The organism is Bradyrhizobium sp. LB11.1 (genome assembly GCF_040549385.1).
Classification (GTDB): Bacteria; Pseudomonadota; Alphaproteobacteria; order Rhizobiales; family Xanthobacteraceae; genus Bradyrhizobium.
The window spans coordinates 139,025-161,645 of record NZ_JBEPTH010000007.1; the positions used below are offsets into that span (position 1 = coordinate 139,025).

The following is a 22,621-nucleotide window of genomic DNA, read 5'->3' on the forward strand; positions in this document are numbered from 1 at the left end:
TTCGCTTGCACTGCCATATTGCTTTGACGTACTTCCGGTCTAACAACGTCCATCGCCAAGAAGTCGAGAAGAAATCGAGATGTCGATGACAGCGGACGAGCTCGACAAGAGACAGGCCATCATCGACGCCTGCCGCCGTATGAACGCGCTCGGCATCAACCAGGGGACCTCTGGCAATATCAGCGTGCGTTTTGGCCATGGGCTCCTGATCACGCCCACCAGCGTGCCCTATGACGGCATGACGCCGGATCAGATCGTCTTCATGGCGATGGACGGCTCGCATGCCCCCGACCAGAAGCCATCCAGCGAGTGGCGTTTCCATCTGGACATCCTGAAGGAGCGCGCCGACGTCGACGCCGTCGTGCACGCCCATCCGACCTATTGCACCATCCTGGCGATCATGGGCCTCGACATCCCGCCCGTGCATTACATGATCGCGGCCGCAGGCGGCGACAGCATCCGCTGCGCGCCTTATGCCACCTTCGGCACGGCGGAACTGTCCGAGCATGCGGTGCGCGCGCTGGTCGGCCGGCTCGCCTGCCTGCTCGACCATCACGGCATGATCGCGGTCGGCAAGACGCTCGACAAGGCAATGTGGCTCGCTGTCGAGGTCGAGACGCTGGCGCGGCAATATCACGGCTGTCTCCAGATCGGCAAACCGCCGCTGCTGTCGAGCGCCGAGATCGAGCGGGTCCGCCATCGCATGGCCGGCTACGGCATGTCGGAAGGGTAGGGCTGGCAGACGGTGTTCGCGCGGATCAGATATTTCGTCGACGGCAAGGGGACGAACCGCACCATGGTTCGGCTGCGCGCGCTCCTGCGCAGCAACGAGTTCTACCTGATCCCGCTGGCGCTCGTGATCGGCACGCTGGCCGGCGCGGTGGTGACGCTGATGGCCGAGATCGCGCAGATCGCGCATATGTGGATCTACGGCATTCCCGTCGATGTCCGCCTCTCCGCCAATGCACGTGTCAGTCCCTGGGCAGCCCTGCTCGCGCCTGCGCTCGGCGGCCTGGTGCTCGGCATCATGGAATGGTGGCGGCGGCGGCTGAAACTCTCGAGCGCGGTCGACCCGATCGAGGCCAACGCGCTGCGCGGCGGCAATCTGTCGATGCGCGACAGCGTCGTGGTGTCGAGCCAGACGCTGATCTCGAACGGCTGCGGCGCCTCGGTCGGTCTCGAGGCCGGCTACACCCAGATCGGCTCGGGCATCGCCTCGCTGTTCGGTAAATTCTTCAACCTCCGCCGCAACGACCTCCGTTTGATCGTCGGTTGCGGCGCTGCGGCGGCGATCGCGGCGGCGTTCGGCGCGCCGATCACCGGCGCGTTCTACGCCTGCGAGCTGATCGTCGGCGTCTATTCGGTCGGCAGCGCCGCCCCGATCCTGGCGGCCTCGCTCGCGGGCGCGCTGACCGCGCAATGGCTCGGCGGCGCGCCTTACTCGCTCGAAATCCCTAAAGTCAGCGCCGTCGGCGTCGAGCAATATCTGGCGCTGATCGGCCTCGCGCTCGTTACCAGCGGCGTCGGCATCGCCGTGATGCGCTCGTCCTCGAAGTTCGAACGCCTGTTCAAATGGCTGCCGGTCTGGCTGCGCCCGGTGATCGGCGGCCTCATCGTCGGCAGCTTCGCCATCGTCACGCCGCAGGTGCTGGCGGCCGGGCACGGCGCCATGGTGCTCGATCTCTTCCACGACATGACGATCGGCCTGATCGCGATCATCATCGCCTTGAAGGTGACGGCCTGCCTGATCTCGCTGGCGTCCGGCTTCCGCGGCGGTCTCTTTTTCGCCTCGCTGTTCGTCGGCAGCCTGATCGGAAAGTTCTTTGCCGCTGTGCTGCTGCTGATCAGCCCGAACTTTGTGATCGATCCGCTGGTGGCGATGTTGACCGGCATGGCCACTCTGGGCGTCGCCATCGTCGGCGGTCCCTTGACCATGTCGTTCCTCGTGCTCGAGATGACCCGCAATGTCGATGTCACCGCCGTGGTGCTGGCCGGCTGCATCGTCACCTCGATCTGCGTCCGCTTCATGTTCGGCCACTCCTTCTCGACCTGGCGCCTGCATCTGCGCGGCGAAACCATCCGCAGCGCCAACGACGTCGGCTGGCTGCGCAACCTCACCGTCGAGCGTCTGATGCGCTCCGACGTCGGCAAGGTGCCGTCGACCACCACCATCGCCGCCACGAGGGGCGAATTCGCGTTGGGATCGCGGCCCGGAATCGTCATCGTCAACAATGTTGACGAATATGTCGGCCTCGTCCTGCTGCCTGACCTTTTCTCCAGCGACCTCGACGCCATCGCCGACGACATCCAGATCATCGAGCTGGCGCGCCTGACCGAGATCGTGCTGATCCCGGAAATGAATGTGAAGAGCGCGATGGCGGTGTTCGACGAGGCCGAGGCCGAGATGCTGGCGGTGGTCGATTCCACCGATAGCCGCAAGGTGGTCGGCTTCCTGACCGAGACCTTCGCCCGCCGTCGCTATGTCGAGGAAATCGACAAGGCCACGCGCGGCGTGCTGGGTGCGCTGTCGTAGGCGCCCAAGTTGACGCTGGCACGCGCAGCGGACTTGCCAGATCGTTCACAACCTCTAGGCTAGGGACGGATGGCAGGGCTGGTGCCTGGCCGCCTTCAGCGACGAGGGCCGTGCGATGTCGGACACGCTTCGCCTGTTGCTTGCCTTGCTCGAACTCGGGCCCCGGTTCAAGGATCTGCTGGGCGACAAATGGCCTGCTTACGGTGAGGAACTGCAGGAGCTCGCCGGGCGCGCCGGCCAGGGCGAAGATCCGGGCAAGCTTCGTCAGTCGCTCGACCTGTTGGTCGTGCGGCTGCTCGCGGAGCCGCCGGCCGTGGATCTTGTCGAGCTCGTGATGACAGACATGGCAGCGCCCGTTGCCACCAGGGAGACCGTGACCCGTCGCGGTCGGGTGTCGCCGCCCATCGTCCCGGATACAGTCCGGCCGACCACGGATGAGGCGACCGGAATTGTCACGATTCCCGTCTTCTACGGCACCGACCGCGCCCGGGGCGACGAGACGCCGGCGCGTTACTTTGGCGGTGCGCGCGGCACGCTTTCCCTGGGGATCGCGGAGGTCAGTGTGCCCACGCGCGGCCGCGACCTCGGCGAACTTACCAGCCCCAGCTGGTGGCACTTCGAATTCTCGGCCAATCCCGAGAAGCACGTGATTCTCAAAACCGTCGGGCCGCTTGGCCGGGACGCCTTCGTCACGAGCCTGAAGAACTCGCTGGCGGTCGCGAACGAGCACGACGTCCTGATCTTCGTGCATGGCTTCAACGTGACGTTCGAAGATGCGGCGCGCCGGGCCGCTCAGCTTTCAGTGGATTTGAAGTTCGCAGGCCAGACGCTGCTGTATAGCTGGGCGTCGGCCGGGGATACGAAGCAGTACACCGTGGACGAGAGCACGATCGACTGGTCGTGCGATCATTTCGAGGCGTTTCTCCAGCTCGCGCTCGGCGAGATCGGCGCCGGCAAGGTTCACATCATCGCGCACAGCATGGGCAATCGCGCGGTCATCAACACGCTCGAGCGCGTCACGTCGTGGCAGTTGCCGGCCGGCGCCGCCAAGCTCGGTCAGATCATCCTTGCCGCGCCCGACATCGACCGCGACCGCTTCGTCCAGCTCGCTGCAAAATTCAGAGGCTGCGCCGCGCGCGTCACGCTCTATGCCTCGTCGCGCGACGTCGCGCTGCTGGCCTCGAAATTCGTCCACGGTTATCCCAGGGCGGGCGAGGCCGGCGATGCCCTGACGGTCGTCGACGGCATCGATACGATCGATGCGTCGCTGGTCGATACCAGCCTGGTTGGTCTGCACCATTCGTATTTTGGCGAGAAGCGCTCGATCCTGAACGACATGTTCAATTTGATCGCGCAGCAACTCGCACCCGACCAGCGCTTTGACCTCCAGGCCTCAGGTGATGCGCTCCGGAAATACTGGAGCTACCGGGCGTAAGGGGCGCGCGACCGCGTTCACTCAATTTGGTCCAATCGTTCAAAGCGCGGCAGATTGCCGCGATCACGAAACCCTTTCGGTGCTTTGTGCGTTATCCGTTGTTTCGGTATCTCTTCTTTGGCGAGAACAGAGGACGTTAGGATGAGTGACAGGTTCGTGAATTCGAGAGTTGGCCGTAGCGCGGCGCTGGCCGCGTTCGCCAGTTTGGCCATGGTCGCTGCGGCGGTATCGCCTGCGGCCGCCGCGTCCCCGATGCCGGACAAGGCGCCGCCCGCGACGGCCGCGGTGGCAGGGCAAGGTTCATCCAGCGCGACCGATCTCAGCGCCGCGCGGCGCCATCACCACTACCGGCGCGGACCGAACGCTGCGGGCCTTGCCTTCATGGGCGTCGCGGCCGGTCTGATCGGTGGCGCGATCGCCGAGAGCCGGCGCCAGGACTATTACGACAACTACTATTATGGCGGCGGTCCGCGCTATTATGGGCCGGGGCCCGGCTACGGCTACTATGGCGGGCCGCGCTACTACAATCCGTACTGAGGGTTGTCTCGCGGGCGAAACAGCTGCATAGGCTGTCAATCCCTCCCTGTAAAAACATTCCGCTTTACCGAAATTCGGAAATCGCGTATATGTCGCCCATCCCGGCTCATCCTTGAGGGGCGATCGTACGTCGTCACTGATTGCGAGCTGGGCTTGCGGTGGACGCGGCAGCGTCGGCACGAGGGGTGGCGGGCAGGGCGGGTAGTCCCTGTGAGCCCGAAACCGCGTGTGGATGAGCGGCGCTGTCAAGTTCGTCTCGCTGACATTTCGATGGCTACGTGCACGATGCCGTCGAACCCTGTGGCGGCTGGCGAACGCGCGTACGGCAAAACCGTGTGGTCCTGGCCGTCGTTGCTACGGTCAAGCTTTTCGCGGAGGTGCGGAGCGCCCAACCGGGTCAACTGCATTGCTGATCTGCGAGGCGAGGGAGGCCAGAAGGAATTCGGCTCCCGGGAGAGCACGGCATAAGCCGTCAACCCATCGCGCAGGGAAGGCCGAGTGATTGGCTACACCTGTATGCTGCTGTGCGGTTTTTCTGCGCTACATTTCGCGCAGCGGACCGCGGGTGCCGGCTGGCACCCGGTCTTCCCTGCGCCCTCTTGGATAAGAGGGTAGAGAGATCAAGCAAAGCTCGGGCGAAACGCGCCGCGAGGGCGGGAAGGCGTGCCTGCGATTCAAAATGCGATCTGGAGAACGGAGATGTCACCCCTTGCTCCGTCATTGCGAGCGTAGCGAAGCAATCCAGAATCCCTCCGCGAAAAGACTCTGGATTGCTTCGCTGCGCTCGCAATGACGGGGAGAGGCCCGTGCGACACACTCCGCCCTCGTGCCCCGGACGCAGCGCAGCGTCTCTTCGACGGTGCGCTGCAGAGCCGGGGCCCATGTCTCCCAGCAATCCGCGTGGCTTCTGGGTCCCGGCTCTGCGCAGCAGCGTTGCACGCTGCAGCGCGTCCGGGACACGCGATGGGGCGGCTAAATATTCGGCAATCGTTCCCGCCCGGCCCGATGGACTTGACCTTTGCAATCCGGTTGAATGGGCCAATCGAGGTTTCAGGCGCGACAACGATGTCGAGATATCTGCTGGTCCTGCTTTTGATCGCCTCGCCGGCTGTGGCGCAGGTGAAACCTGCTTCCAAAACCTCGGTGGCGCATCCCGACCCCTGCGCGCCGATCGGACGCACCGCGGACGGCAAGCTGGTCTACTCCATGAAATGCGAGAGCCTGCCGGCGCCTCCGCCGCCCCCGCCGCAGGCGGAACTGAAGCAGGCTCCAGCGCCGATCGTGGAGCCCGAGCCGGAGGTGCGGCGGAGCGGCCTGTTCGGCTGGTCTTACGACCGCAGGTGAGGGCCCAGCGCCACTTGCGCGAAGCCCGCTGGAATGCTCTTTGCTTGCAAGTTACCCGTGGGACTACGGCCTCCGATCCAGAGAGATGAGATGAGCAAACTCGTTATCCGCGCCGGTGATTTCACCTTCGATGCCCGTTTCGAGGAGCAGGCGGCGCCCAAGACCGTTGCGGTGTTCCGCAAGGCGTTGCCGTTCGAGAGCCACATCATCCATGTGCGCTGGAGCGGCGAAGGCGTCTGGATGCCGCTCGGCGATCTCGATTTTGGCGTCGGCTACGAGAACCACACCAGCTATCCCGCGCCCGGGCAGATCATCCTCTATCCCGGCGGCATCAGCGAGACCGAGATCCTGATGGCCTATGGCGGCGTGCATTTCGCCAGCAAGATGGGCCAGCTCGCCGGCAATCACTTCATCACGGTGACCTCGGGCCTGGAGAATCTCGCGACGCTGGGCAAGAGCGTGCTTTGGAAAGGCGCGCTGCCGATCCGCTTCGAGGAAGTCTGAGTGACTGATATCAGCTACCCGCGCGATCTCCGCGGTTACGGCCGCAATCCGCCGCATCCGCAATGGCCCGGTAACGCGCGGGTTGCGGTGCAGTTCGTCGTCAATTTCGAGGAAGGCGGCGAGAACAACATTTTGCACGGCGACCGCGCGTCGGAAGCGTTCCTGTCCGACGTGCTCGGTGTGCAGCCCTGGCCGGGCCAGCGCCACGCCAATATCGAATCCATGTTTGAATATGGCTCGCGCGCCGGCTTCTGGCGGCTGTGGCGCATGTTCATTGAACGCAAATGGCCGACCACCGTGTTCGGTGTCGCCACCGCGCTGAAGCGCAATCCGGAAATCGTCGCCGCGATGAAGGAGCAAGGCTGGGACATTGCGAGCCACAGCCTGAAATGGATCGAGCACAAGGACATGACGGAAGCGCAGGAGCGCGCCGAGATTGCCGAGTCGATCCGCGTCCACACCGAGGCGACCGGTTCGCGGCCGCTCGGCTGGTACACCGGGCGCTCCTCGATCAACACCAACCGGCTGCTGATGGAGGAAGGCGGTTTCCTCTATCTCTGCGATTCCTATGCCGACGATCTGCCCTATTGGGTCAAGGGTGCGGGCGGCAAACAGCTCATCATTCCCTATACGCTCGATGCCAACGACATGCGGTTCATCAATCCGCAAGGGTTTGCCGAAGGCGAACAATTCTACACGTATCTGAAAGATGCGTTCGACGTGCTCTATGCCGAAGGCGAGACCGCGCCGAAGATGATGTCGGTGGGGCTGCACTGCCGTCTCGCCGGCCGGCCGGGCCGCGCCGCAGGCCTGATCCGCTTTCTCGACTATATCGGCAAGCACGAGCGCGTCTGGGTGCCGACGCGATTGCAGATCGCGGAACACTGGCACGACAAGCATGCGGGTCTTGCCGACAACGCTTTCGAGATCGGATAGGGAAGCAATGTCGCATATCGCCTTGTCTGATCTCAATGTCGCGAGCTTCGACGATTTCGTCGCCGTACTTGAAAACGTGGTCGAATATTCGCCTTGGATTGCCCAAGAAGCCGCGGCGCGCCGTCCGTTTGCCGGTATCAATCCACTGTTCGACGCGATCAAGGCGGCAATCGCGAGCGCTGAGCCTGAAGTGCAATTGGCGCTGATACGCGCACACCCCGACCTCGCCAACAAGACCCAGCGCGCAGCGGGACTCACGCCTGACTCGAGTGCCGAGCAGAACAGCGCCGGTCTCGACCGTTTGTCGGACACAGAATATGCAGCCTTCGAGCGGGCGAACAATGCGTATCGCGAAAAATTTGGCATCCCCTATATCGTCTGCGCGCGCCGGCACACCAAGGATTCCATCCTGCGGGACTTCGAGGCGCGGCTGCAGAACATCACCAAGACCGAGACACGCCGCGCGCTCGAGGAAATCTCTCGTATCGCTGCGCTGCGGCTCGATCAGCTTGTCAGCGCCGACGACAAGCTGAAGGTGCACGGCCGGCTCTCGACGCATGTGCTGGACAATCACGCCGGCAAGCCCGCGCCCGGGATTGCGGTCGAGCTGGTTGAGCTCGCCGCGCTCGGCGAGAGCCGCGTGATCGCACGCAGCGTCACCAATGCGGATGGCCGCACCGACCAGCCGCTGATCGGCGGCCGTCCGCTGCCGATCGGGCGCTACGAGCTCCGCTTCAGCGTCGCCAAATATTACGCCGGGCGCAACGTGCAGCTCCCCGATCCGCCGTTCCTCGACGAGATCCCGCTGCGCTTCGCGATCAGCGAGCCCGAGGGACATTATCACGTGCCGCTGCTGGTGACGCCCTGGAGCTATTCGACGTACCGCGGGAGCTAGTCGCCGAACTTGTCGTGCAGGGCCGGAAACAGCCGGTCCGGCTTGAAGGGCGGCGCGGTGAAGCGGATCCCGGTGGCGTCCGCGATCGCGTTGCCGAGCGCAGCGGCGACCGGATTGTAAGGGCTCTCGCTCATCGACTTCGCGCCGAGTGGTCCGATCGTGTCGGAGGTCTCGGCGAAGAAAACTTCGGTGCGCGGTACGTTCGCGAAGGACGGCAGATGGTAGTCACGGAATTTTGGATTGGTGACGCGGCCCTCCGCGTCGATTACCATCTCCTCGTAGAGCGCCGCACCGAGGGCCTGCGCAACGCCGCCCTCGACCTGGCCGCGGCACTGCATGGGGTTGGCGACAACGCCCGCATCCGCGGCCTGCACGCTCCTGAGAATCTTGATCTCACCGGTGGCCTTGTTCACTGCGACGCGAAAGCCGTGCACGTTGAAGCCGACGGAGCGCGGCGTTCCCCCGGAATTGCCGTGAGCGGCGAGCGGCTGACCGGTTTCGCGCGCGAGCTTCGCCAGCTCGGAGAAAGACATCCGCCGCACGCCGCTGACGACGAAATCGCCCTCGAGCGTGCAAGTCCCGGCAGCGCAAAGCCATGCGTTAGCGGCGGCCGCCTTCAATTCGGTCGCAAGCAGCGTGGCCGCGGCCTGCGTCGCCTTGCCGGCAACGAAGATGCCCGTGCTGCCATAGGCGCCGGTGTCGTGACCGCCATGGGCGGTGTCGGACTGGCGCAGGCGGATCCTGTCGACTGTGGTCGCGAGAACCGTCGCGGCGATCTGCCGGTGCACGGTGCTGGTGCCGTTGCCGAATTCGGCGGTGCCGACGGTGAGATCGAAGCCACCATCGTCGTTGAGCACGAGCATGGCATCGGCGATATGGCCCGCCGGCGGCACGGTGTCGATCATGGTCAGCGCGACGCCGTCGCCGATCAGCCATTCCGGCGACAGTTTGAGCTGCGGCTGATCGACCTGCATCGCGCGCTCGACGAGGTCGATGCATTGGTCGAGCCCGTAGGAGCCATAGAGCACGTCGTGATATTCGGATTCCGGCGGCGACAGCATGGGATCGCCGAGTCTGATGATATTACGGCGGCGCATGTCATAGGAGCTGATGCCGAGCTGTCTCGCCAGCTCGTCGATCGCAGCTTCCACCGCAATGACGGTCTGGGGCAGGCCATAACCGCGAAACGCGCCGGCGGGCACCGTATTGGTGTAGACGACGAAGCCGTCGACCCGCTTGTTCGGGCAGTTGTAGACGGCAATGGACTCCGACACCGCGTGGAACATCACGGAGCTGCCGTGATTGCCGTAGGCGCCGGTATTGGAGAGCACGTCGAGCTGCAGTGCGGTGAGCTTGCCGTCGGCATCGGCGCCAGCCTTGATATGGACCCGCATCGGGTGCCGCGTCGACGTCGCGATGAACTGCTCCTCGCGGGTGAGCTCGAGCTTGACGGGACGGCCCGTTTTCAGCGCAGCGAGCGCCAGAATATCCTCGACCAACATCTCCTGCTTGCCGCCAAAGCCGCCACCGACGCGCTCGCAGAACACGCGGACCTTGTCTATGGGAAGCTGGAAGATGTCCGAGAGCGCGCGCCGGGTCAGGAACGGCACCTGCGTCGAGGTGCGAACGTTGAGCACACCGGCATCATCGAGCCAGGCGAGGCCGCCATGGGTCTCGAGCGCCGCGTGCTGCACACGGTGGCTGTGGAAGGTGGCCTCATACGTGACGGCGGATGTAGTGAGCGCCGAAGCGACGTCGCCAAATTCGCCATGCGTCTCCGCGACGAGATTGCGCTGCGCGTCGGCAATGCGGTCCGCGGTGGTGCGTTCGGGATGAACGATCGGCGCGCCCGGCATCATCGCCTGTTCAGGATCGATCAGCGCGGGCAAGATCTCGTACTCCACCTTCAGTCGGCGGCATGCCTCCTCGGCCGCGCCTTCACTCTCCGCGACCACGGCGGCGACCTTCTGGCCGATGAAGCGGACGACGTCATCAAGGATGCGGGTGTCGTCGGGGTCCATCCAGTCCTTTTCGTGCCGCGCTGTCGAGAACAGCACCGAAGGCGCATCCTCATGCGTCAGGACCGCGTGGACGCCGGGGACGGCCATCGCCGCCGATCGGTCGATCGCGACGATCCTCGCGTGCGCATGCGGGGAGCGGAGCAGCTTGATGTGCAGCAGGCCGTCGATTTCTGTGTCGAACGTATAGCGCGCCGTGCCGCGGACGACGTCCGGGCCCGCCGGCGCCGGCAGGCTGCGGCCGAACGCGCCGCCGGCCTCGACGCTCTCCTCGACATTGCTCGTGCCGTGGATTGCGTCCTCGATCGCGCGATAACCGGTGCAGCGGCAGATGTTGCCCTTCAATGCGGCGCCGAGATCGGTGCGCTGCGCCTGGTTCAGCGAGGCGCAGGTCAGGATCATGCCGGCAGTGCAGAAGCCGCACTGGAACCCCTGCGCGTCGAGGAAGGCCTGCTGCATTGGATGCGCGCCATGCACGCCGCCGAGACCTTCGATCGTGGTGACGGCGCGCCCCTCCGCGCGAAACGCGGGGATCAAGCAGCTATGCACGGGCTCGCCGTCGAGCAGCACGGTGCAGGCGCCGCAGTCGCCGGCGTCGCAGCCTTTCTTCACCCCGAAATGACCGAGCTCGCGCAGGAACGTGCGCAGGCATTGGCCCGCGCGCGGCGTTTGCGGAAAGCTCGTGCCATTGACCTCGAAGCTCATGGCGGCGTTGCATCCAGGAGCTCGGCGCGGATCTCCTCGGCGAGCCGCAACGTCATGTGCTTGCGCCAGAACGGCTTGCCATGAATGTCGCTGTGATAGAGATCGTCGGTGATCTTCTCGGCGATTGCCGTGCGAAGCGCGTTCGCGTCGGGCGGCTTTGGAAGGGACAACTGGATCGGGCGTACCGTCGATGCGGTCACAGTCAGTTTCAGCACGTCAGCGCTGTCGAGGCTTCCGATCAGAAGTGCTGCGGAGCGGCCGCCGGATGCGAGCGAGATCTGGCGAAACGCGGAGCGGCGCTTCAGCGCGGCAAGTGGAATGTCGACCTGCCGCAGCAGGTCCCCCGACGAGAGTCGGTTGCTCTGGTTGCCCGTGACGAATTCGGCGACGGAAATCGTCTGCTCGCCACCGCCGGCCTTCCAGATGGTGCAGACGCCGTCGAGCGCGGCGGTGAGCGAGATCATCGGTCCTGCCGGCAGCGCCATGCAGAGATTGCCGCCGACCGTCGCCGTCTTCCAGATTTTGAAAGAAGCGAGAAAAGCGCGGCAGCATTGGCTGATCAGCGGTGCTGCGAGCCAGTCGGTCGGACAGGTGAGCGCATCGAGTTGCGAGATCGTGCAGGTGGCGGCGATGCTGAGGTGGCGGTCGGTGATCGCCAGGGCCGGCCATTTCAGATCAGTGAGATCGATCAGCCGTGTGAGCCGGACTTGGGGCTCCGAGAACAGCCAGGTGCCGCCCGCGAGCCAGGCATCACCTGGCGTCCAGACGGGCAGCTGTGCGCGCGTTTGCGGATGGGCGACCGCTGTGATGGTATTCAAGTCCATGGCTGCGACAACGCCTGCGCCGGGTGAAATTGGCCTGAGGGAAAGTCTTGCAAGACCAGCGCCAAGTGGCAACAACAAGTCGCAGCAGTAACGCTCTCGGGATGGCCTCTGCCTTGCAGGCCATTCGTTAGCCAGGGCGAGGAGAAACAGGATCATGAGCGACGCAAAGCCGATCTGGATCAGGGATCCCCTGGCCATCCTCGCGGACGGTGCCGGGCGCGGGATCGTCGTCAAAGACGGTCGCATCGTTGAACTCGTACCGGCTGCTGGGACGCCGGCGACCGCAGATGTCACGGTGTTCGATGCGCGCGAGCACGTCGTACTGCCGGGCCTCATCAACACCCATCATCACTTCTACCAGACGCTGACGCGGGCGCTGCCGGCGGCGATGGACCGCGAGCTGTTTCCCTGGCTGCAGGCGCTCTATCCGGTGTGGGCGAAGTTGACGCCGGAGTCGCTCGAACTCGGCGTCACCGTGGCGATGTCCGAGCTGCTGCTGTCGGGCTGCACCACCACGACCGATCATCACTATGTCTTCCCGGCGGGGCTTGAAGAGTCCGTCGACATCGAGGTGGGCGTCGCAAAGCGGCTTGGCGTGCGCGTGCTGCTGACGCGTGGTTCGATGAACCTGTCGCAGCGCGACGGTGGCATGCCGCCTGACAGTGTCGTGCAGGACGAAGACACGATCCTCGCCGACAGTGCGCGCGTGGTCGCAAAGCACCATCAGCGTGGTGCGGATGCGATGGTGCAGATTGCGCTGGCGCCGTGCTCGCCGTTTTCGGTGACAACGTCATTGATGCGCGCCACCGCCGATCTCGCTGGCAAGCTCGACGTGCGCCTGCACACCCATCTCGCCGAGACCGAGGATGAGAACAAATTCTGCGAGCAGATGTACGGCTGCCGCCCGCTCGACTATCTCGAGCAGTGCGGCTGGCTCAACGCGCGGACCTGGCTCGCCCACGGCATTTTCTTCAACGCCGACGAGATGCAGCGGCTCGGCAAGGCCGGGACCACCATCAGCCATTGCGCGTGCAGCAACCAGCTGCTGGCGTCCGGCTGCTGTCCGGTGTGCGAAATGGAAGAGGCCGGCGTCGGAATCGGCATCGGCGTCGACGGCTCGGCCTCCAACGATGGATCGAACCTGATGCAGGAGGTGCGTGCCGCCTTCCTGCTGCAGCGGGCGCGCTACGGCGTGACCAGGGTCAGCCACAGGGATGCGCTGCGCTGGGCCACCAAGGGCTCGGCGGCGTGCGTTGGTCGGCCGGAACTCGGCGAGATCGCGGTCGGCAAGGCCGCCGACCTCGCGCTGCTCAGGCTGGACGAGCTGCGCTTTTCCGGCCATGGCGATCCGCTGGCCGCACTGGTGCTGTGCGGGGCGCATCGAGCCGATCGAGTGATGGTGGCGGGGAATTGGGCCGTGATCGACGGCGCGATCCCGGGGCTGGACGTTCCGGACCTCATCCGCCGGCACAGCACCGCGGCGCGGGCGATGCACGCGGGATGAGATAGAAGGAGGGGGCGACCACAAGTGCCGGGTGCTTCCGGCCACCCCCTCCGAACCTCCTCCGGAAGGAGCAGGTGATATAGTCAAAGCAAGAAGCGTGCTACTTGCCCGGCAGCTTGTCGTCGATGCCTTTGACGTAGAAATTCATGCCGAGGATCTGGCCGTCGGCGAGATTGGCGCCGCCCTTGCACTCGATCTCCTTGCCGTCCTGCCCAATCACCGGGCATTTGAACGGATGCAGCTTGCCGGCGATGATCGCGGCCTGGGCATCCTCGGCGATCTTCTTCACGTCGTCAGGCATGTTGGTGTACGGCGCCATCGCGAACATGTGGCTGTCGAGGCCGCCCCAGCTGTCCTCGGATTTCCAGCTGCCGTCGAGCTCCGCCTTGACGCGGGCGATGTAGTAGGGGCCCCAGGTATCGAGGATTGAGGTCAGCTGGGTCTTGGGCCCGAACTTGATCATCTCGGAGTCCTGGCCGAAGGCGAGCTTGCCGCGTTCGCTGGCGATCTGCATCGCCGCTGGCGAATCCGTGTGCTGCATGATGACGTCGGCGCCCTGGTCGATCAGCGCCTTGGCGGCGTCGGCCTCCTTGCCCGGATCGAACCAGGTATTAGCCCAGATGATCTTGACCTTGATGTTCGGGTTGATGGTCTGCGCCGCGAGCATCGTTGCGTTGATGCCGGAGACGACCTCGGGAATCGGGAACGAGCCGATATAGCCGAGCACGCCGGACTTCGACATCTTGGCAGCGATCAGGCCTTGAATGTAGCGGCCCTGATACCATCTGGCCGAATAGGTCGACATGTTCGGATTACGCTTGTAGCCGGTGGCGTGCTCGAAATGCACGTTCGGATATTTCTTGGCGACCTTCAGGGTCGGGTCCATGTAGCCGAATGACGTCGTGAAGATCAGCTTGTTGCCGGCGCGGACGAGCTGCTCGATGGCGCGCTCGGCGTCGGGACCCTCCGGTACGTTTTCGAGATAGGTGGTCTCGATCTTGTCGCCGAGCTCCTTCACCAGCGCCTGGCGGGCGAGTTCGTGCTGATAGGTCCAGCCGAGATCGCCGATCGGGCCGAGGTAAATGAAGCCGACTTTCAGCTTGTCGGCGGCGGAGGCTGCGCTGACGCTCCCGGCGAGCAGAAGGCCGGCAGCCAGCGCAAGAAGTGATTTCCTCATCATCAATCTCCAAACGTCGGGGGAAAGCCACGATTTGCAATGTGCGCGCCCCATCGCGCACGCTGCGGGAATGAAAACTCTAGCGGTCAGGCACGAACACGGTGCCGAGCGCTGCTGGCGCGGTCGAGCCGCCGGTGCGCGCGCTGGACAACAGGACCAGCACGATGACGGTCGAGAGATAAGGCAGTGCCGACATGAATTGCGAGGGAATGCCGACGCCCCAGCCTTGCGCATGCAGCTGCAGGATTGTGACCGCGCCGAACAGATAGGCGCCGACCACAAGGCGGCCCGGCCGCCAGGATGCGAACACGACCAGCGCCAGCGCGATCCAGCCGCGGCCCGCGGTCATGCCGGGAATGAAGAACGGCGTGTAGGCAAGCGGTAGATAGGCCCCGGCAAGCCCGGCACAGGCGCCGCCGAACATCACGGCGAGGGTGCGAATGCGCAGCACCGGATAGCCGAGCGCATGGGCGGACACGTGGTTGTCGCCGCAGGCACGCAGGATCAAGCCCGCGCGCGTGCGGTAGAGGAACCACCACACGGCGATGATGAGTGCGATGGAAAAATAGACGAAGGCGTCTTCGCCGAACAGCACGCGGCCGATCAGCGGAATGTCGGTGAGCCCTGGAATATTGAGATGGATCGCTGGCGTGATGCGTTCACCGACGAAGCCGGCGCCGATCAAGCCGGAGAGACCGACGCCAAAAATGGTCAACGCGAGCCCTGTCGCGACCTGGTTGACTGCGAGCCCGAGTGCCATCAGCGCGAAAATCAACGACATCATCGCGCCCGCAATGATGCCGAACAGCGCGCCGATGAAGATCGATCCGGTCAGCCATGCGCCGCCAAAGCCGCAGGCGGCGCCGACGATCATCATCCCCTCGACACCGAGGTTGAGCACGCCGGAGCGTTCGGTCACGAGCTCGCCGGTGGCCGCGATCAGGAGCGGCGTCGACGCCGCGAGCACCGACAGGATGATGGCTTCAACCAGTTCCACGGGTCACCTGACGGTTCGGAAAGACCAGCTTGAAGCGGTAGAGAATGAGGGAATCGCAGGCGAGCACGTAGAAGAGCAGGATTCCCTGGAAGACCTTGGTGACGTCCAACGGGATCTTCATTGCGATCTGCGCCTGTTCGCCGCCGATAAAGGTCAGTGCGAGAAAAAGGCTTGCAATTAATATTCCAAGCGGGTTCAGCCGTCCGAGGAATGCGACGATGATCGCAGTGAAACCGTAGCCCGGTGAGATGCCGGGCTGGAGATGTCCAACGGGACCGGCAACCTCGATGATGCCGGCGAGGCCGGCCAGCGCGCCCGACACCGCGAAGGTCAGGATGATCAGCTGATCGGCGTTGAAGCCGCCGAACCGTGCGGCGCGCGGCGCGGCACCGACGACGCGAATCTCGAACCCCTTGATGGTTCGCCCGAGCAGGATCGCAGCGGCCGCAACGACCAGCAGGGCTATGATCGAGCCGAGATGCAGCCGGCCGCCTTCGATCAGCAACGGGACGGTTGCCACCGGATCGAACTCGGCCGTGGTCGGGAAGTTGAAACCATTCGGGTCACGCCAGGGCCCGCGCACGAGATAATCCAGCAGGAGGTCGGCGACATAGACCAGCATCAGGCTGGTCAGGATTTCACTGGCGCCGAACTTCACCTTGCAGATCGCCGGGATCAGCGCATAGAGCGCGCCCGCGGCTGCGGCCAGCACGAGCATTGCCGGCAGCACCCAGGCGCCGGCGTCGGTGCCTTGCGTCTTCACCGCAATCCAGCTTCCAGCGACAGCACCAATCAGGAATTGGCCTTCGGCGCCGATGTTCCAGGCGTTGGCGAGGTAGCAGAGCGACAGCCCGATCGCGATCATCACCAGCGGCGTCGCCTTCACCGCGATCTCCTGGAGCGAATAGCCGTCGGTCAAGGGCGCGATGAAATAGACTTGCAGGGCGAGCAGTGGATTCTTGCCGAGGATTGCGAACAGGATGGTCATGGTCGCGATCGTCAGGCCGATCGCGATGAGCGGCGAGACGAGCGCGATCGCGTTGGAGCGCTCAGTGCGCTTCTCAAGCACCAACTGCATGCGCGGCCTCCTTCGGCTCCAGGCTGCTGCCGCCCATCAACAGGCCGAGCTTTTCGCGTGTTGCGTCGCGCGTGGCGAGCGGCTCCGACAGGCGGCCGTGGAACATCACGGCGATACGGTCGGCGATTTCGGCGAGCTCGTCGAGATCCTGGCTGGTCACCAGCGCCGCGGCGCCTGCGGCTGCGAGATCCAGCAACGCCTGGCGGATGACGGCGGCCGCACCGGCATCGACGCCCCAGGTCGGCTGGCTCACCACCAGCACCGCCGGGTTGCGCAGGATCTCGCGGCCGACGATGAATTTTTGTAAGTTCCCGCCGGAGAGGGATGCTGCTTCCGGGTCGCGCTTGGCCTTGCGCACGTCGAAAGTTTCGGTCGCCTTGTCCACGGTGTTCAGCGTAGCCGCGGTGTCGATGAAGCCGTGATTGACCATGCCGCTGGCGGCGTGTCCCGTCAGCAGCGCATTCTCCGAGAGCTTCATGCGCGGCGCGGTGCCGTGGCCGAGCCGTTCTTCGGGCACGAAAGCGGCGCCGAGCTTGCGCCGCTTGGTGATCGAGAGATGGCCGGCGGCGATGCCTTCGATCACCACCGTGCCGGGATCCTTCGACAGCCGTTCGCCGGACAGTGCGGCGAACAGCTCGTCCTGGCCGTTGCCGGCGACGCCGGCGATGCCGAGAATTTCGCCGCCCTTCAGCTCGAACGAGATATGCTCCAGCCGCACACCGTGCGCCTCGCTAGAGGCGAGCGAGAGATCGTTGACGACCAGCCGCGGGATCGTAGTCTGCCGGCCAGCGGCCGCCTTCACCTCCTTGATTTCGCCGCCGACCATCATGCGCGCGAGCGAGGCGGCGGTCTCGAGCCGGGGATTGCAGGTCTGGATCTTCTTGCCGCCGCGCAGGATCGTGGCAGTGTCGCAGAGCCGCTTCACCTCCTCGAGCTTGTGGCTGATGTAGAGGATGGCGCGGCCTTCGGCCTTGAGCTGCTCCAGCACGATGAAGACCTGGTCGGCCTCCTGCGGCGTCAGCACCGAGGTCGGCTCGTCCAGGATCAGGAATTTCGGATCCTGCATCAGCGCGCGGACGATCTCGATGCGCTGGCGTTCGCCGACGGACAGTTGCCAGACCTCGCGCTTGGGATCGAGCGGCAGTCCATAGGTTTTCGACACCTGCTCCAGCCGCGCCGACATGTCCTTGAAGGATTCCTTGCCGTCGAGGCCGAGGGCGACGTTCTCGGCGACGGTGAGATTGTCGAACAGCGAAAAGTGCTGGAAGACCATCCCGATACCGCGGCTGCGCGCCTCGGAGGGGCCGGACAGCACGATTCGATCGCCCTGCCAGCGGATCTCGCCGGCAGAGGGCTGGATCAGCCCATAGATCGCCTTCACCAGTGTCGATTTGCCGGCGCCGTTCTCGCCGAGCAGGGCGTGGATTTCCTTCGGCCGGATGTCGATATCGATGGAATCGTTGGCGAGGAAGTCCCCATAGCGCTTGGTGAGCCCGACCGTCCTGAGCAACGGGGACTCGCCGGAATGCAGGCCGTTAGGCGTCGGATCTAACATTCGCTGATGCAGCTGCGCTGGCATGGGATGAAGTGCCTCAATAGTGGGCTAGTTTGAACCGCCGCGTAAGGTGTGAAAAAGCGTCATCCCTTGCTCAACGCTTCGGCAGGAGGGCAGTCGCGCGCCGCACGCGGCGGCTGTTGCAAATTTGTGACGGTTCAAGCCAAATCGGAACCCGCTATGCAGGCTTGACGTGAAGTTGAGCAAAGCCGCGCCATCGCTGCGTAAGCATTTCGCCCTCACGACGACGGGCCGTCTTCGACATTCGCGTTTGGGTTCTTGCGTCGACGCAAAGACAAACGGAATCAAACGGGAATGTTCGGCAATGGCGTCTCCGGTGTTGCCGACGGCCGCTGATGGCGCAGCACCAAACCCCTCAAAATTCCCTGGTGAAATGCGGCGCGCTGCCGAAACAAGCGGCACGCCCTGAAAAAAGTTGAGGCTTCTCACCTCGGGACTTCGGCGCAAGGGTCGCACCCAAGGGACGTTCATTGACGTGTCCAAACTTGGGGGTATTGAGGATGTCGTTTCGTTTCAAGGCAATTGCAGCAACGGCGCTGTCACTTGCTACGCTGGCCATCGGTGGCTGGGCTCACGCTGCGGATCTGCCGGTCAGGGCGGCCAAGAAGGCGCCTGACCTTCCCTTCTTCCTGGTGATCGACAACCGCGTGTCGTTCTCCTGGATGCCGAAGGGCACCGACCCCGGCATGTGGAGCGTCCGCCCGGATGGCAGCATCAACGGCACCACCTCCAAGCAGGTCTACTCCTTCACTCACTTCGACCTCTGGGCCTACGGCACCAACTTCTTCACGATCTCGATGTTCAAGTCGGGACATAATGACCCTGCCGCGCCCTGTACCGCACCGGGCGCGACCATCACCGGCGGCGTCGGCGATTGCGCCGGCGCGACCGAGATCTACGGTCTGTTCCGCTCGACCTTCGGCTGGAACGAAATTTTCAACACGAAGGCCTTCACCATGGGGCCGCTGCACAACATCTCGTTTGAAGTCGGCATGGACGCGAATACCGAGAACAATTTCCTTGCGCCCGCAAAGCGCGACGTCGTCGCCGGTCTCCAGTTCGCCTTCGACCTTCCCTACAAGGGCTATATCAACGTCGCTCCGTTGATGTACTGGGAGTTCCTGAATCACAACGCCTTCACGCAGTGCGGTCTGTTCGGTGCGGGCGTCGCCGGCGTGACCTGCAACTCCGACGGTAATGTCAGCTACAACCCGACCTGGGCCGTCGAAATCAACTACTATATGGACCTCGGCTTCCTGCCGCCGAACATGCAGTTCTGGTCGATCAGCGGCCGCGCCGGCTGGTACGGCCCGAAGGGCGACTCGAACGGCCTATCTGCGCTCTCGGGTATCGGCCGGTTCTCGACCGCCTCGAAGACCGAGCTGAACAGCGAACCGATCCGTCTGACCTTCGACGCTTCGAAGGCGGCTTGGGGTGACAAGTACTCGCACTTCGTCGACCTCTGGGTCGCCTACCGCTACTGGCAGAACAAGTTCGGCCTCGACCACAACGCCATGCCCGGGGTCTGCACTGTCGCGGCGACCGGCCAGAGCACGAAGAGCTGCACCGAATCCACGGTCTACGGTGGCGTCACTGTGAAGTTCTGATTGCCAGAGATCCAGGTTCGGATGACGCCGCGCAGGAATGCGCGGCGTCATGCGCGTTTTGCGGAGAACAACGCTGCCGTAGGGTGGGCAAAGCGGAGCGTGCCCACCACATTCAGATGGTGGGCACGGCGCTTCGCGCCTTTACCCACCCTACGATTCCGAGTTTGTGGGGGCTTCTACTTCCACACGCCGTCGTGCAGCGCTTCAGCTTCGGCTTCGAGCAGCGGCCCGACGACCTCGGTCGGCCGCTGGCCGCTCGCAAACACCTCACGGCAGGGTAGATCGAGCGTCGGGTTCTCCGGATGATTGCCGGTGACGCCGCGCAGGCGGTGCTCGCTGAGGCCATAGACGACGCGGCCGATCCCGGCCCAGTAGATCGCGCCAGCGCACATCGCGCAGGGCTCGGCGGAGGAATAGAGCGTCGCGGCCGCCAGAACCTTACGGCTGAGCGTGCGGCACGCTACTGTGGCGGCCAGGCGCTCGGCATGCGCGGTGCCGTCGTGGTTCGGCGTGTAGCCGTTCTCGGTCTCGATCAGCACCTTGCCGTCATCGCCAACGACGATGCAGCCGAAGGGATGGTTGCCATGCGTAAGGGAACTGCGGGCGACCGCGAAGGACAGACGCAGGAGGTGCTCGTCGCGTTCGCTTACGCCGTCCATCGATGCTCCCAAAGCATGATCCGGAAAAGTGTGCAGCGGTTTTCCGAAAAGATCATGCTCAAACGATTAGTCAGTGTCCCGCCATGTGGCGGCCGACCTCGGTGAGATCGGCTTCGCTGGTCCGTGATTCATACACGAATTCGCCGTGGAACATCACCACGAGCCGGTCGGAGAGTTCGAGCAATTCGTCGAGGTCTTCGCTGACCAGTAGCACTGCGGCGCCGCGGTTGCGCGCAGCCATGATCTCTGCATGGATCTGCGCCACCGCCGCGAAGTCGAGACCGAAACAGGGATTAGCCGCGATCAGCACCTCGACGTCGCCGCCAAGCTCGCGTGCGAGCACGGCGCGCTGGACGTTGCCGCCCGACAGCGCCGAGATCGGCGTATCGGGCGTGCGGGTCTTGATCTTGTACTGCCCGATCTTCTTCTTCGCATCGTCGCGGAAGGCGCCGCGGTTGAGCCACCAGCCGCCGCTGGCGAAGGGCGGCCGGTCGAATTCGCGGAAGGCGATGTTGTCGGCGACACTCATGCCGCCGACGCAGGCGTTCTTCAGCGGCTCCTCGGGCAGGAGCGACATCTTGTGGCGCCGCATCTCTTCGCGGCTGGCGTGATAGGGATCGCCGGCGACGCGGATCTCACCCCCCTCCGCGACGCGCTGGCCGGCCAGGAGTTCGACCAGCTGGCGCTGGCCGTTGCCGGAGACGCCGGCGATGCCGACGATCTCTCCTGCACGCACGGTGAGCGAGACGTCATGGACGGCGATGGCGCCGGCATCGTCGAGTGCACGTACCTTTGCCAGCTCCAACCGCGCCTGGCCGGCTTCGCCAGTCCGCGGCGGCTGCACGGTCAGCTCCTCGGCGCCGATCATGGTGCGCGCCATCGCGTCCGGCGTCAACTCGGCGACCTTGCCGGCACCTGCGAGCTTGCCACGGCGCAGGATCGTGACCTCATCGGCGAAGGCCATGACCTCGCGGAACTTGTGCGTGATCATCAAAATGGTCAGTTCGCCCCTGAGGACCATGTCGCGGAGCATGCCGAGCACTTCGTCAGCTTCGGCTGGCGTCAGCACCGAGGTCGGCTCGTCCAGGATCAGGAAGCGGTGCTTCAGATAAAGCTGCTTCAGGATCTCGCATTTCTGCCGCTCGCCGGCCGAGATGTCGGAGACTTTTGCGGAGAGCGGCACCTTGAAGGGCATGCGCGCCAGGAAGGCCTCGAGCTCTTTCATCTCTTTCGGCCAGTTCACTACGGCCGGCACGTCATCACGGGCCAGCACGAGGTTCTCGGCGACCGTCATGACCGGCACCAGCGTAAAATGCTGGTAGACCATGCCGAGGCCGAGCGCGTGGGCATCCTTCGGGTTGGCGATCGCCTGCTCGCGGCCGCCGACGAGGATGTCGCCTTCGGTCGCGTGGTAATAGCCCATGATGCACTTGACGAGGGTCGACTTGCCGGCGCCGTTCTCGCCGAGCAACGCATGGAACGAGCCCGGCCGCACCTTCAACTCGACATTGTCGAGCGCCAGGAAGTCGCCGAAGCGCATCGTCATGGCGATGGCGTCGATGCCAAAGGCGCCCGACGGCGGAGGCAGTTCGCCGATGATCACGAAATCGCTCCGATGAAAGCGTCCGACGTCGAGACCGCGCCGAACACGCCGCCCTGCATCTTGATCATCTTGAGCGCGTGGTCGTGATTGCTCTTGTCGGTCGCACCACAGCAATCGTGCAGCAGCACACATTCGAAGCCGCGATCGTTGGCCTCGCGCATAGTGGTGTGGACGCAGACGTCGGTGGTGATGCCGGTCAGCACGATGTTCTCGATGCCGCGCAGGCGCAGGATCAGGTCCAGATCGGTGGCGCAGAACGAGCCCTTGCCGGGCTTGTCGATAACAGGCTCGCCCGGCAGCGGCGCAAGCTCTTCGATGATGTCCCAGCCGGGCTCGCCACGCACCAGGATGCGGCCGCACGGGCCGGGATCGCCGATGCCGGCGCCGATCTGGCGCGAGCGCCAGCGCTTGTTGGCGGGCAGATCCGAGAGATCGGGGCGATGGCCTTCGCGGGTATGGATGATGTGAAAACCCTGTTTGCGCATGGCCGCGAGCAGCTTCTTGATCGGCTCGATCGGCGCCCGCGTCAGCGACAGGTCGTAGCCCATCTTGTCGACATAACCGCCGATGCCGCAGAAATCGGTCTGCATGTCGATGATGATGAGCGCGGTATTCTCCGGACGGAGATCACCGTTATAGGGCCACGCATAGGGCTCGGACTTGATGGTGCGCTCGGGCATGATTTCGCT

Annotated in this window: 19 protein-coding genes; 10 read left to right on the forward strand and 9 right to left on the reverse strand. The window is 64.4% G+C overall.

What is annotated here, in order from left to right; all coding sequences use genetic code 11:
- Positions 1-79: 79 nt before the first annotated feature.
- The 8 genes from ABIA96_RS19980 (at position 80) to uraD (ending at position 8,184) form a co-directional block, all read left to right on the forward strand.
- Positions 80-733 (forward strand): class II aldolase/adducin family protein, encoded by a 654-nt coding sequence (locus tag ABIA96_RS19980; protein WP_354138757.1) that lies wholly within the window; start codon positions 80-82, stop codon positions 731-733.
- Between the two features lie 12 nt (positions 734-745).
- Entirely contained in the window at positions 746-2,533 is a 1,788-nt protein-coding gene (locus tag ABIA96_RS19985) for a chloride channel protein (protein ID WP_354138758.1), read from the forward strand.
- 115 nt (positions 2,534-2,648) lie between these two features.
- Positions 2,649-3,968 carry an alpha/beta hydrolase gene (locus ABIA96_RS19990; RefSeq protein ID WP_354138759.1) on the forward strand — a complete coding sequence of 440 codons (1,320 nt, stop codon included), beginning with the start codon at positions 2,649-2,651 and terminating at the stop codon, positions 3,966-3,968.
- 141 nt (positions 3,969-4,109) lie between these two features.
- Positions 4,110-4,505 (forward strand): hypothetical protein, encoded by a 396-nt coding sequence (locus ABIA96_RS19995; RefSeq protein WP_354138760.1) that lies wholly within the window; start codon positions 4,110-4,112, stop codon positions 4,503-4,505.
- A 1,065-nt stretch (positions 4,506-5,570) separates the two neighbouring features.
- Positions 5,571-5,849: a hypothetical protein gene (locus ABIA96_RS20000; RefSeq protein WP_354138761.1), complete on the forward strand. Its 279-nt coding sequence runs from the start codon at positions 5,571-5,573 to the stop codon at positions 5,847-5,849.
- 90 nt (positions 5,850-5,939) lie between these two features.
- The gene (locus ABIA96_RS20005) at positions 5,940-6,353 is read left to right on the forward strand and encodes a DUF3830 family protein (protein WP_354138762.1); all 414 of its coding nucleotides are present in this window, start codon (positions 5,940-5,942) and stop codon (positions 6,351-6,353) included.
- The gene (puuE, locus tag ABIA96_RS20010) at positions 6,354-7,289 is read left to right on the forward strand and encodes an allantoinase PuuE (RefSeq protein ID WP_354138763.1); all 936 of its coding nucleotides are present in this window, start codon (positions 6,354-6,356) and stop codon (positions 7,287-7,289) included.
- Positions 7,290-7,296: 7 nt separating this feature from the next.
- Positions 7,297-8,184, forward strand: coding sequence for a 2-oxo-4-hydroxy-4-carboxy-5-ureidoimidazoline decarboxylase (gene uraD, locus ABIA96_RS20015; RefSeq protein ID WP_354138764.1), 888 nt, complete (start codon positions 7,297-7,299; stop codon positions 8,182-8,184).
- Here the strand turns inward: uraD and ABIA96_RS20020 are convergent.
- Both ABIA96_RS20020 and ABIA96_RS20025 read right to left on the reverse strand, forming a co-directional pair.
- Positions 8,181-10,907: a molybdopterin-dependent oxidoreductase gene (locus tag ABIA96_RS20020; protein WP_354138765.1), complete on the reverse strand. Its 2,727-nt coding sequence runs from the start codon at positions 10,905-10,907 to the stop codon at positions 8,181-8,183. The genes uraD and ABIA96_RS20020 overlap by 4 nt on opposite strands.
- Entirely contained in the window at positions 10,904-11,731 is an 828-nt protein-coding gene (locus ABIA96_RS20025; RefSeq protein ID WP_354138766.1) for an FAD binding domain-containing protein, read from the reverse strand. Before ABIA96_RS20025 ends, ABIA96_RS20020 begins: the two co-directional genes overlap by 4 nt.
- A gap of 154 nt (positions 11,732-11,885) precedes the next feature.
- On the opposite strand from ABIA96_RS20025, the gene ABIA96_RS20030 reads away from it, so the two are divergent.
- Positions 11,886-13,235 (forward strand): 8-oxoguanine deaminase, encoded by a 1,350-nt coding sequence (locus tag ABIA96_RS20030; RefSeq protein WP_354138767.1) that lies wholly within the window; start codon positions 11,886-11,888, stop codon positions 13,233-13,235.
- A 100-nt stretch (positions 13,236-13,335) separates the two neighbouring features.
- Here ABIA96_RS20030 and ABIA96_RS20035 read toward each other — a convergent pair whose 3' ends face one another.
- From ABIA96_RS20035 to ABIA96_RS20050, 4 genes are all read right to left on the reverse strand, one after another.
- Positions 13,336-14,412, reverse strand: coding sequence for a BMP family ABC transporter substrate-binding protein (locus tag ABIA96_RS20035; RefSeq protein WP_354138768.1), 1,077 nt, complete (start codon positions 14,410-14,412; stop codon positions 13,336-13,338).
- A 79-nt stretch (positions 14,413-14,491) separates the two neighbouring features.
- A complete protein-coding gene (locus ABIA96_RS20040; protein ID WP_354138769.1) occupies positions 14,492-15,409 on the reverse strand; it encodes an ABC transporter permease in 918 nt (305 codons plus the stop codon).
- Positions 15,396-16,487 (reverse strand): ABC transporter permease, encoded by a 1,092-nt coding sequence (locus ABIA96_RS20045; protein ID WP_354138770.1) that lies wholly within the window; start codon positions 16,485-16,487, stop codon positions 15,396-15,398. Before ABIA96_RS20045 ends, ABIA96_RS20040 begins: the two co-directional genes overlap by 14 nt.
- The gene (locus tag ABIA96_RS20050) at positions 16,471-18,042 is read right to left on the reverse strand and encodes an ABC transporter ATP-binding protein (protein WP_354138771.1); all 1,572 of its coding nucleotides are present in this window, start codon (positions 18,040-18,042) and stop codon (positions 16,471-16,473) included. Before ABIA96_RS20050 ends, ABIA96_RS20045 begins: the two co-directional genes overlap by 17 nt.
- A gap of 521 nt (positions 18,043-18,563) precedes the next feature.
- Here ABIA96_RS20050 and ABIA96_RS20055 point away from each other — a divergent pair.
- Positions 18,564-19,670 carry a hypothetical protein gene (locus ABIA96_RS20055; protein WP_354138772.1) on the forward strand — a complete coding sequence of 369 codons (1,107 nt, stop codon included), beginning with the start codon at positions 18,564-18,566 and terminating at the stop codon, positions 19,668-19,670.
- A gap of 176 nt (positions 19,671-19,846) precedes the next feature.
- On the opposite strand, the gene ABIA96_RS20060 is transcribed toward ABIA96_RS20055, so the two are convergent.
- The 3 genes from ABIA96_RS20060 to biuH form a co-directional block, all read right to left on the reverse strand.
- On the reverse strand, positions 19,847-20,329 hold the full coding sequence (locus ABIA96_RS20060; protein ID WP_354138773.1) for a nucleoside deaminase: 483 nt from the start codon (positions 20,327-20,329) through the stop codon (positions 19,847-19,849).
- Between the two features lie 70 nt (positions 20,330-20,399).
- Positions 20,400-21,932, reverse strand: a complete 1,533-nt coding sequence (locus ABIA96_RS20065; protein ID WP_354138774.1) for an ABC transporter ATP-binding protein — start codon at positions 21,930-21,932, stop codon at positions 20,400-20,402.
- Complete coding sequence (gene biuH / locus ABIA96_RS20070) at positions 21,929-22,612, reverse strand: biuret amidohydrolase (RefSeq protein WP_354138775.1); 684 nt, start codon at positions 22,610-22,612, stop codon at positions 21,929-21,931. Before biuH ends, ABIA96_RS20065 begins: the two co-directional genes overlap by 4 nt.
- Positions 22,613-22,621: the final 9 nt, after the last annotated feature.

Excerpts from the sequence above, each read along its gene's own strand:
- ABIA96_RS19980 (WP_354138757.1), top strand. The coding sequence starts at position 80 with ATGTCGATGACAGCGGACGAGCTCGACAAGAGACAGGCCATCATCGAC.
- ABIA96_RS19990 (WP_354138759.1), top strand. The coding sequence starts at position 2,649 with ATGTCGGACACGCTTCGCCTGTTGCTTGCCTTGCTCGAACTCGGGCCC.
- ABIA96_RS19995 (WP_354138760.1), top strand. The coding sequence starts at position 4,110 with ATGAGTGACAGGTTCGTGAATTCGAGAGTTGGCCGTAGCGCGGCGCTG.
- ABIA96_RS20000 (WP_354138761.1), top strand. The coding sequence starts at position 5,571 with ATGTCGAGATATCTGCTGGTCCTGCTTTTGATCGCCTCGCCGGCTGTG.
- ABIA96_RS20005 (WP_354138762.1), top strand. The coding sequence starts at position 5,940 with ATGAGCAAACTCGTTATCCGCGCCGGTGATTTCACCTTCGATGCCCGT.
- uraD (WP_354138764.1), top strand. The coding sequence starts at position 7,297 with ATGTCGCATATCGCCTTGTCTGATCTCAATGTCGCGAGCTTCGACGAT.
- ABIA96_RS20020 (WP_354138765.1), bottom strand. The coding sequence starts at position 10,907 with ATGAGCTTCGAGGTCAATGGCACGAGCTTTCCGCAAACGCCGCGCGCG.
- ABIA96_RS20025 (WP_354138766.1), bottom strand. The coding sequence starts at position 11,731 with ATGGACTTGAATACCATCACAGCGGTCGCCCATCCGCAAACGCGCGCA.
- ABIA96_RS20030 (WP_354138767.1), top strand. The coding sequence starts at position 11,886 with ATGAGCGACGCAAAGCCGATCTGGATCAGGGATCCCCTGGCCATCCTC.
- ABIA96_RS20035 (WP_354138768.1), bottom strand. The coding sequence starts at position 14,412 with ATGAGGAAATCACTTCTTGCGCTGGCTGCCGGCCTTCTGCTCGCCGGG.
- ABIA96_RS20045 (WP_354138770.1), bottom strand. The coding sequence starts at position 16,487 with ATGCAGTTGGTGCTTGAGAAGCGCACTGAGCGCTCCAACGCGATCGCG.
- ABIA96_RS20050 (WP_354138771.1), bottom strand. The coding sequence starts at position 18,042 with ATGTTAGATCCGACGCCTAACGGCCTGCATTCCGGCGAGTCCCCGTTG.
- ABIA96_RS20055 (WP_354138772.1), top strand. The coding sequence starts at position 18,564 with ATGTCGTTTCGTTTCAAGGCAATTGCAGCAACGGCGCTGTCACTTGCT.
- ABIA96_RS20060 (WP_354138773.1), bottom strand. The coding sequence starts at position 20,329 with ATGGACGGCGTAAGCGAACGCGACGAGCACCTCCTGCGTCTGTCCTTC.
- biuH (WP_354138775.1), bottom strand. The coding sequence starts at position 22,612 with ATGCCCGAGCGCACCATCAAGTCCGAGCCCTATGCGTGGCCCTATAAC.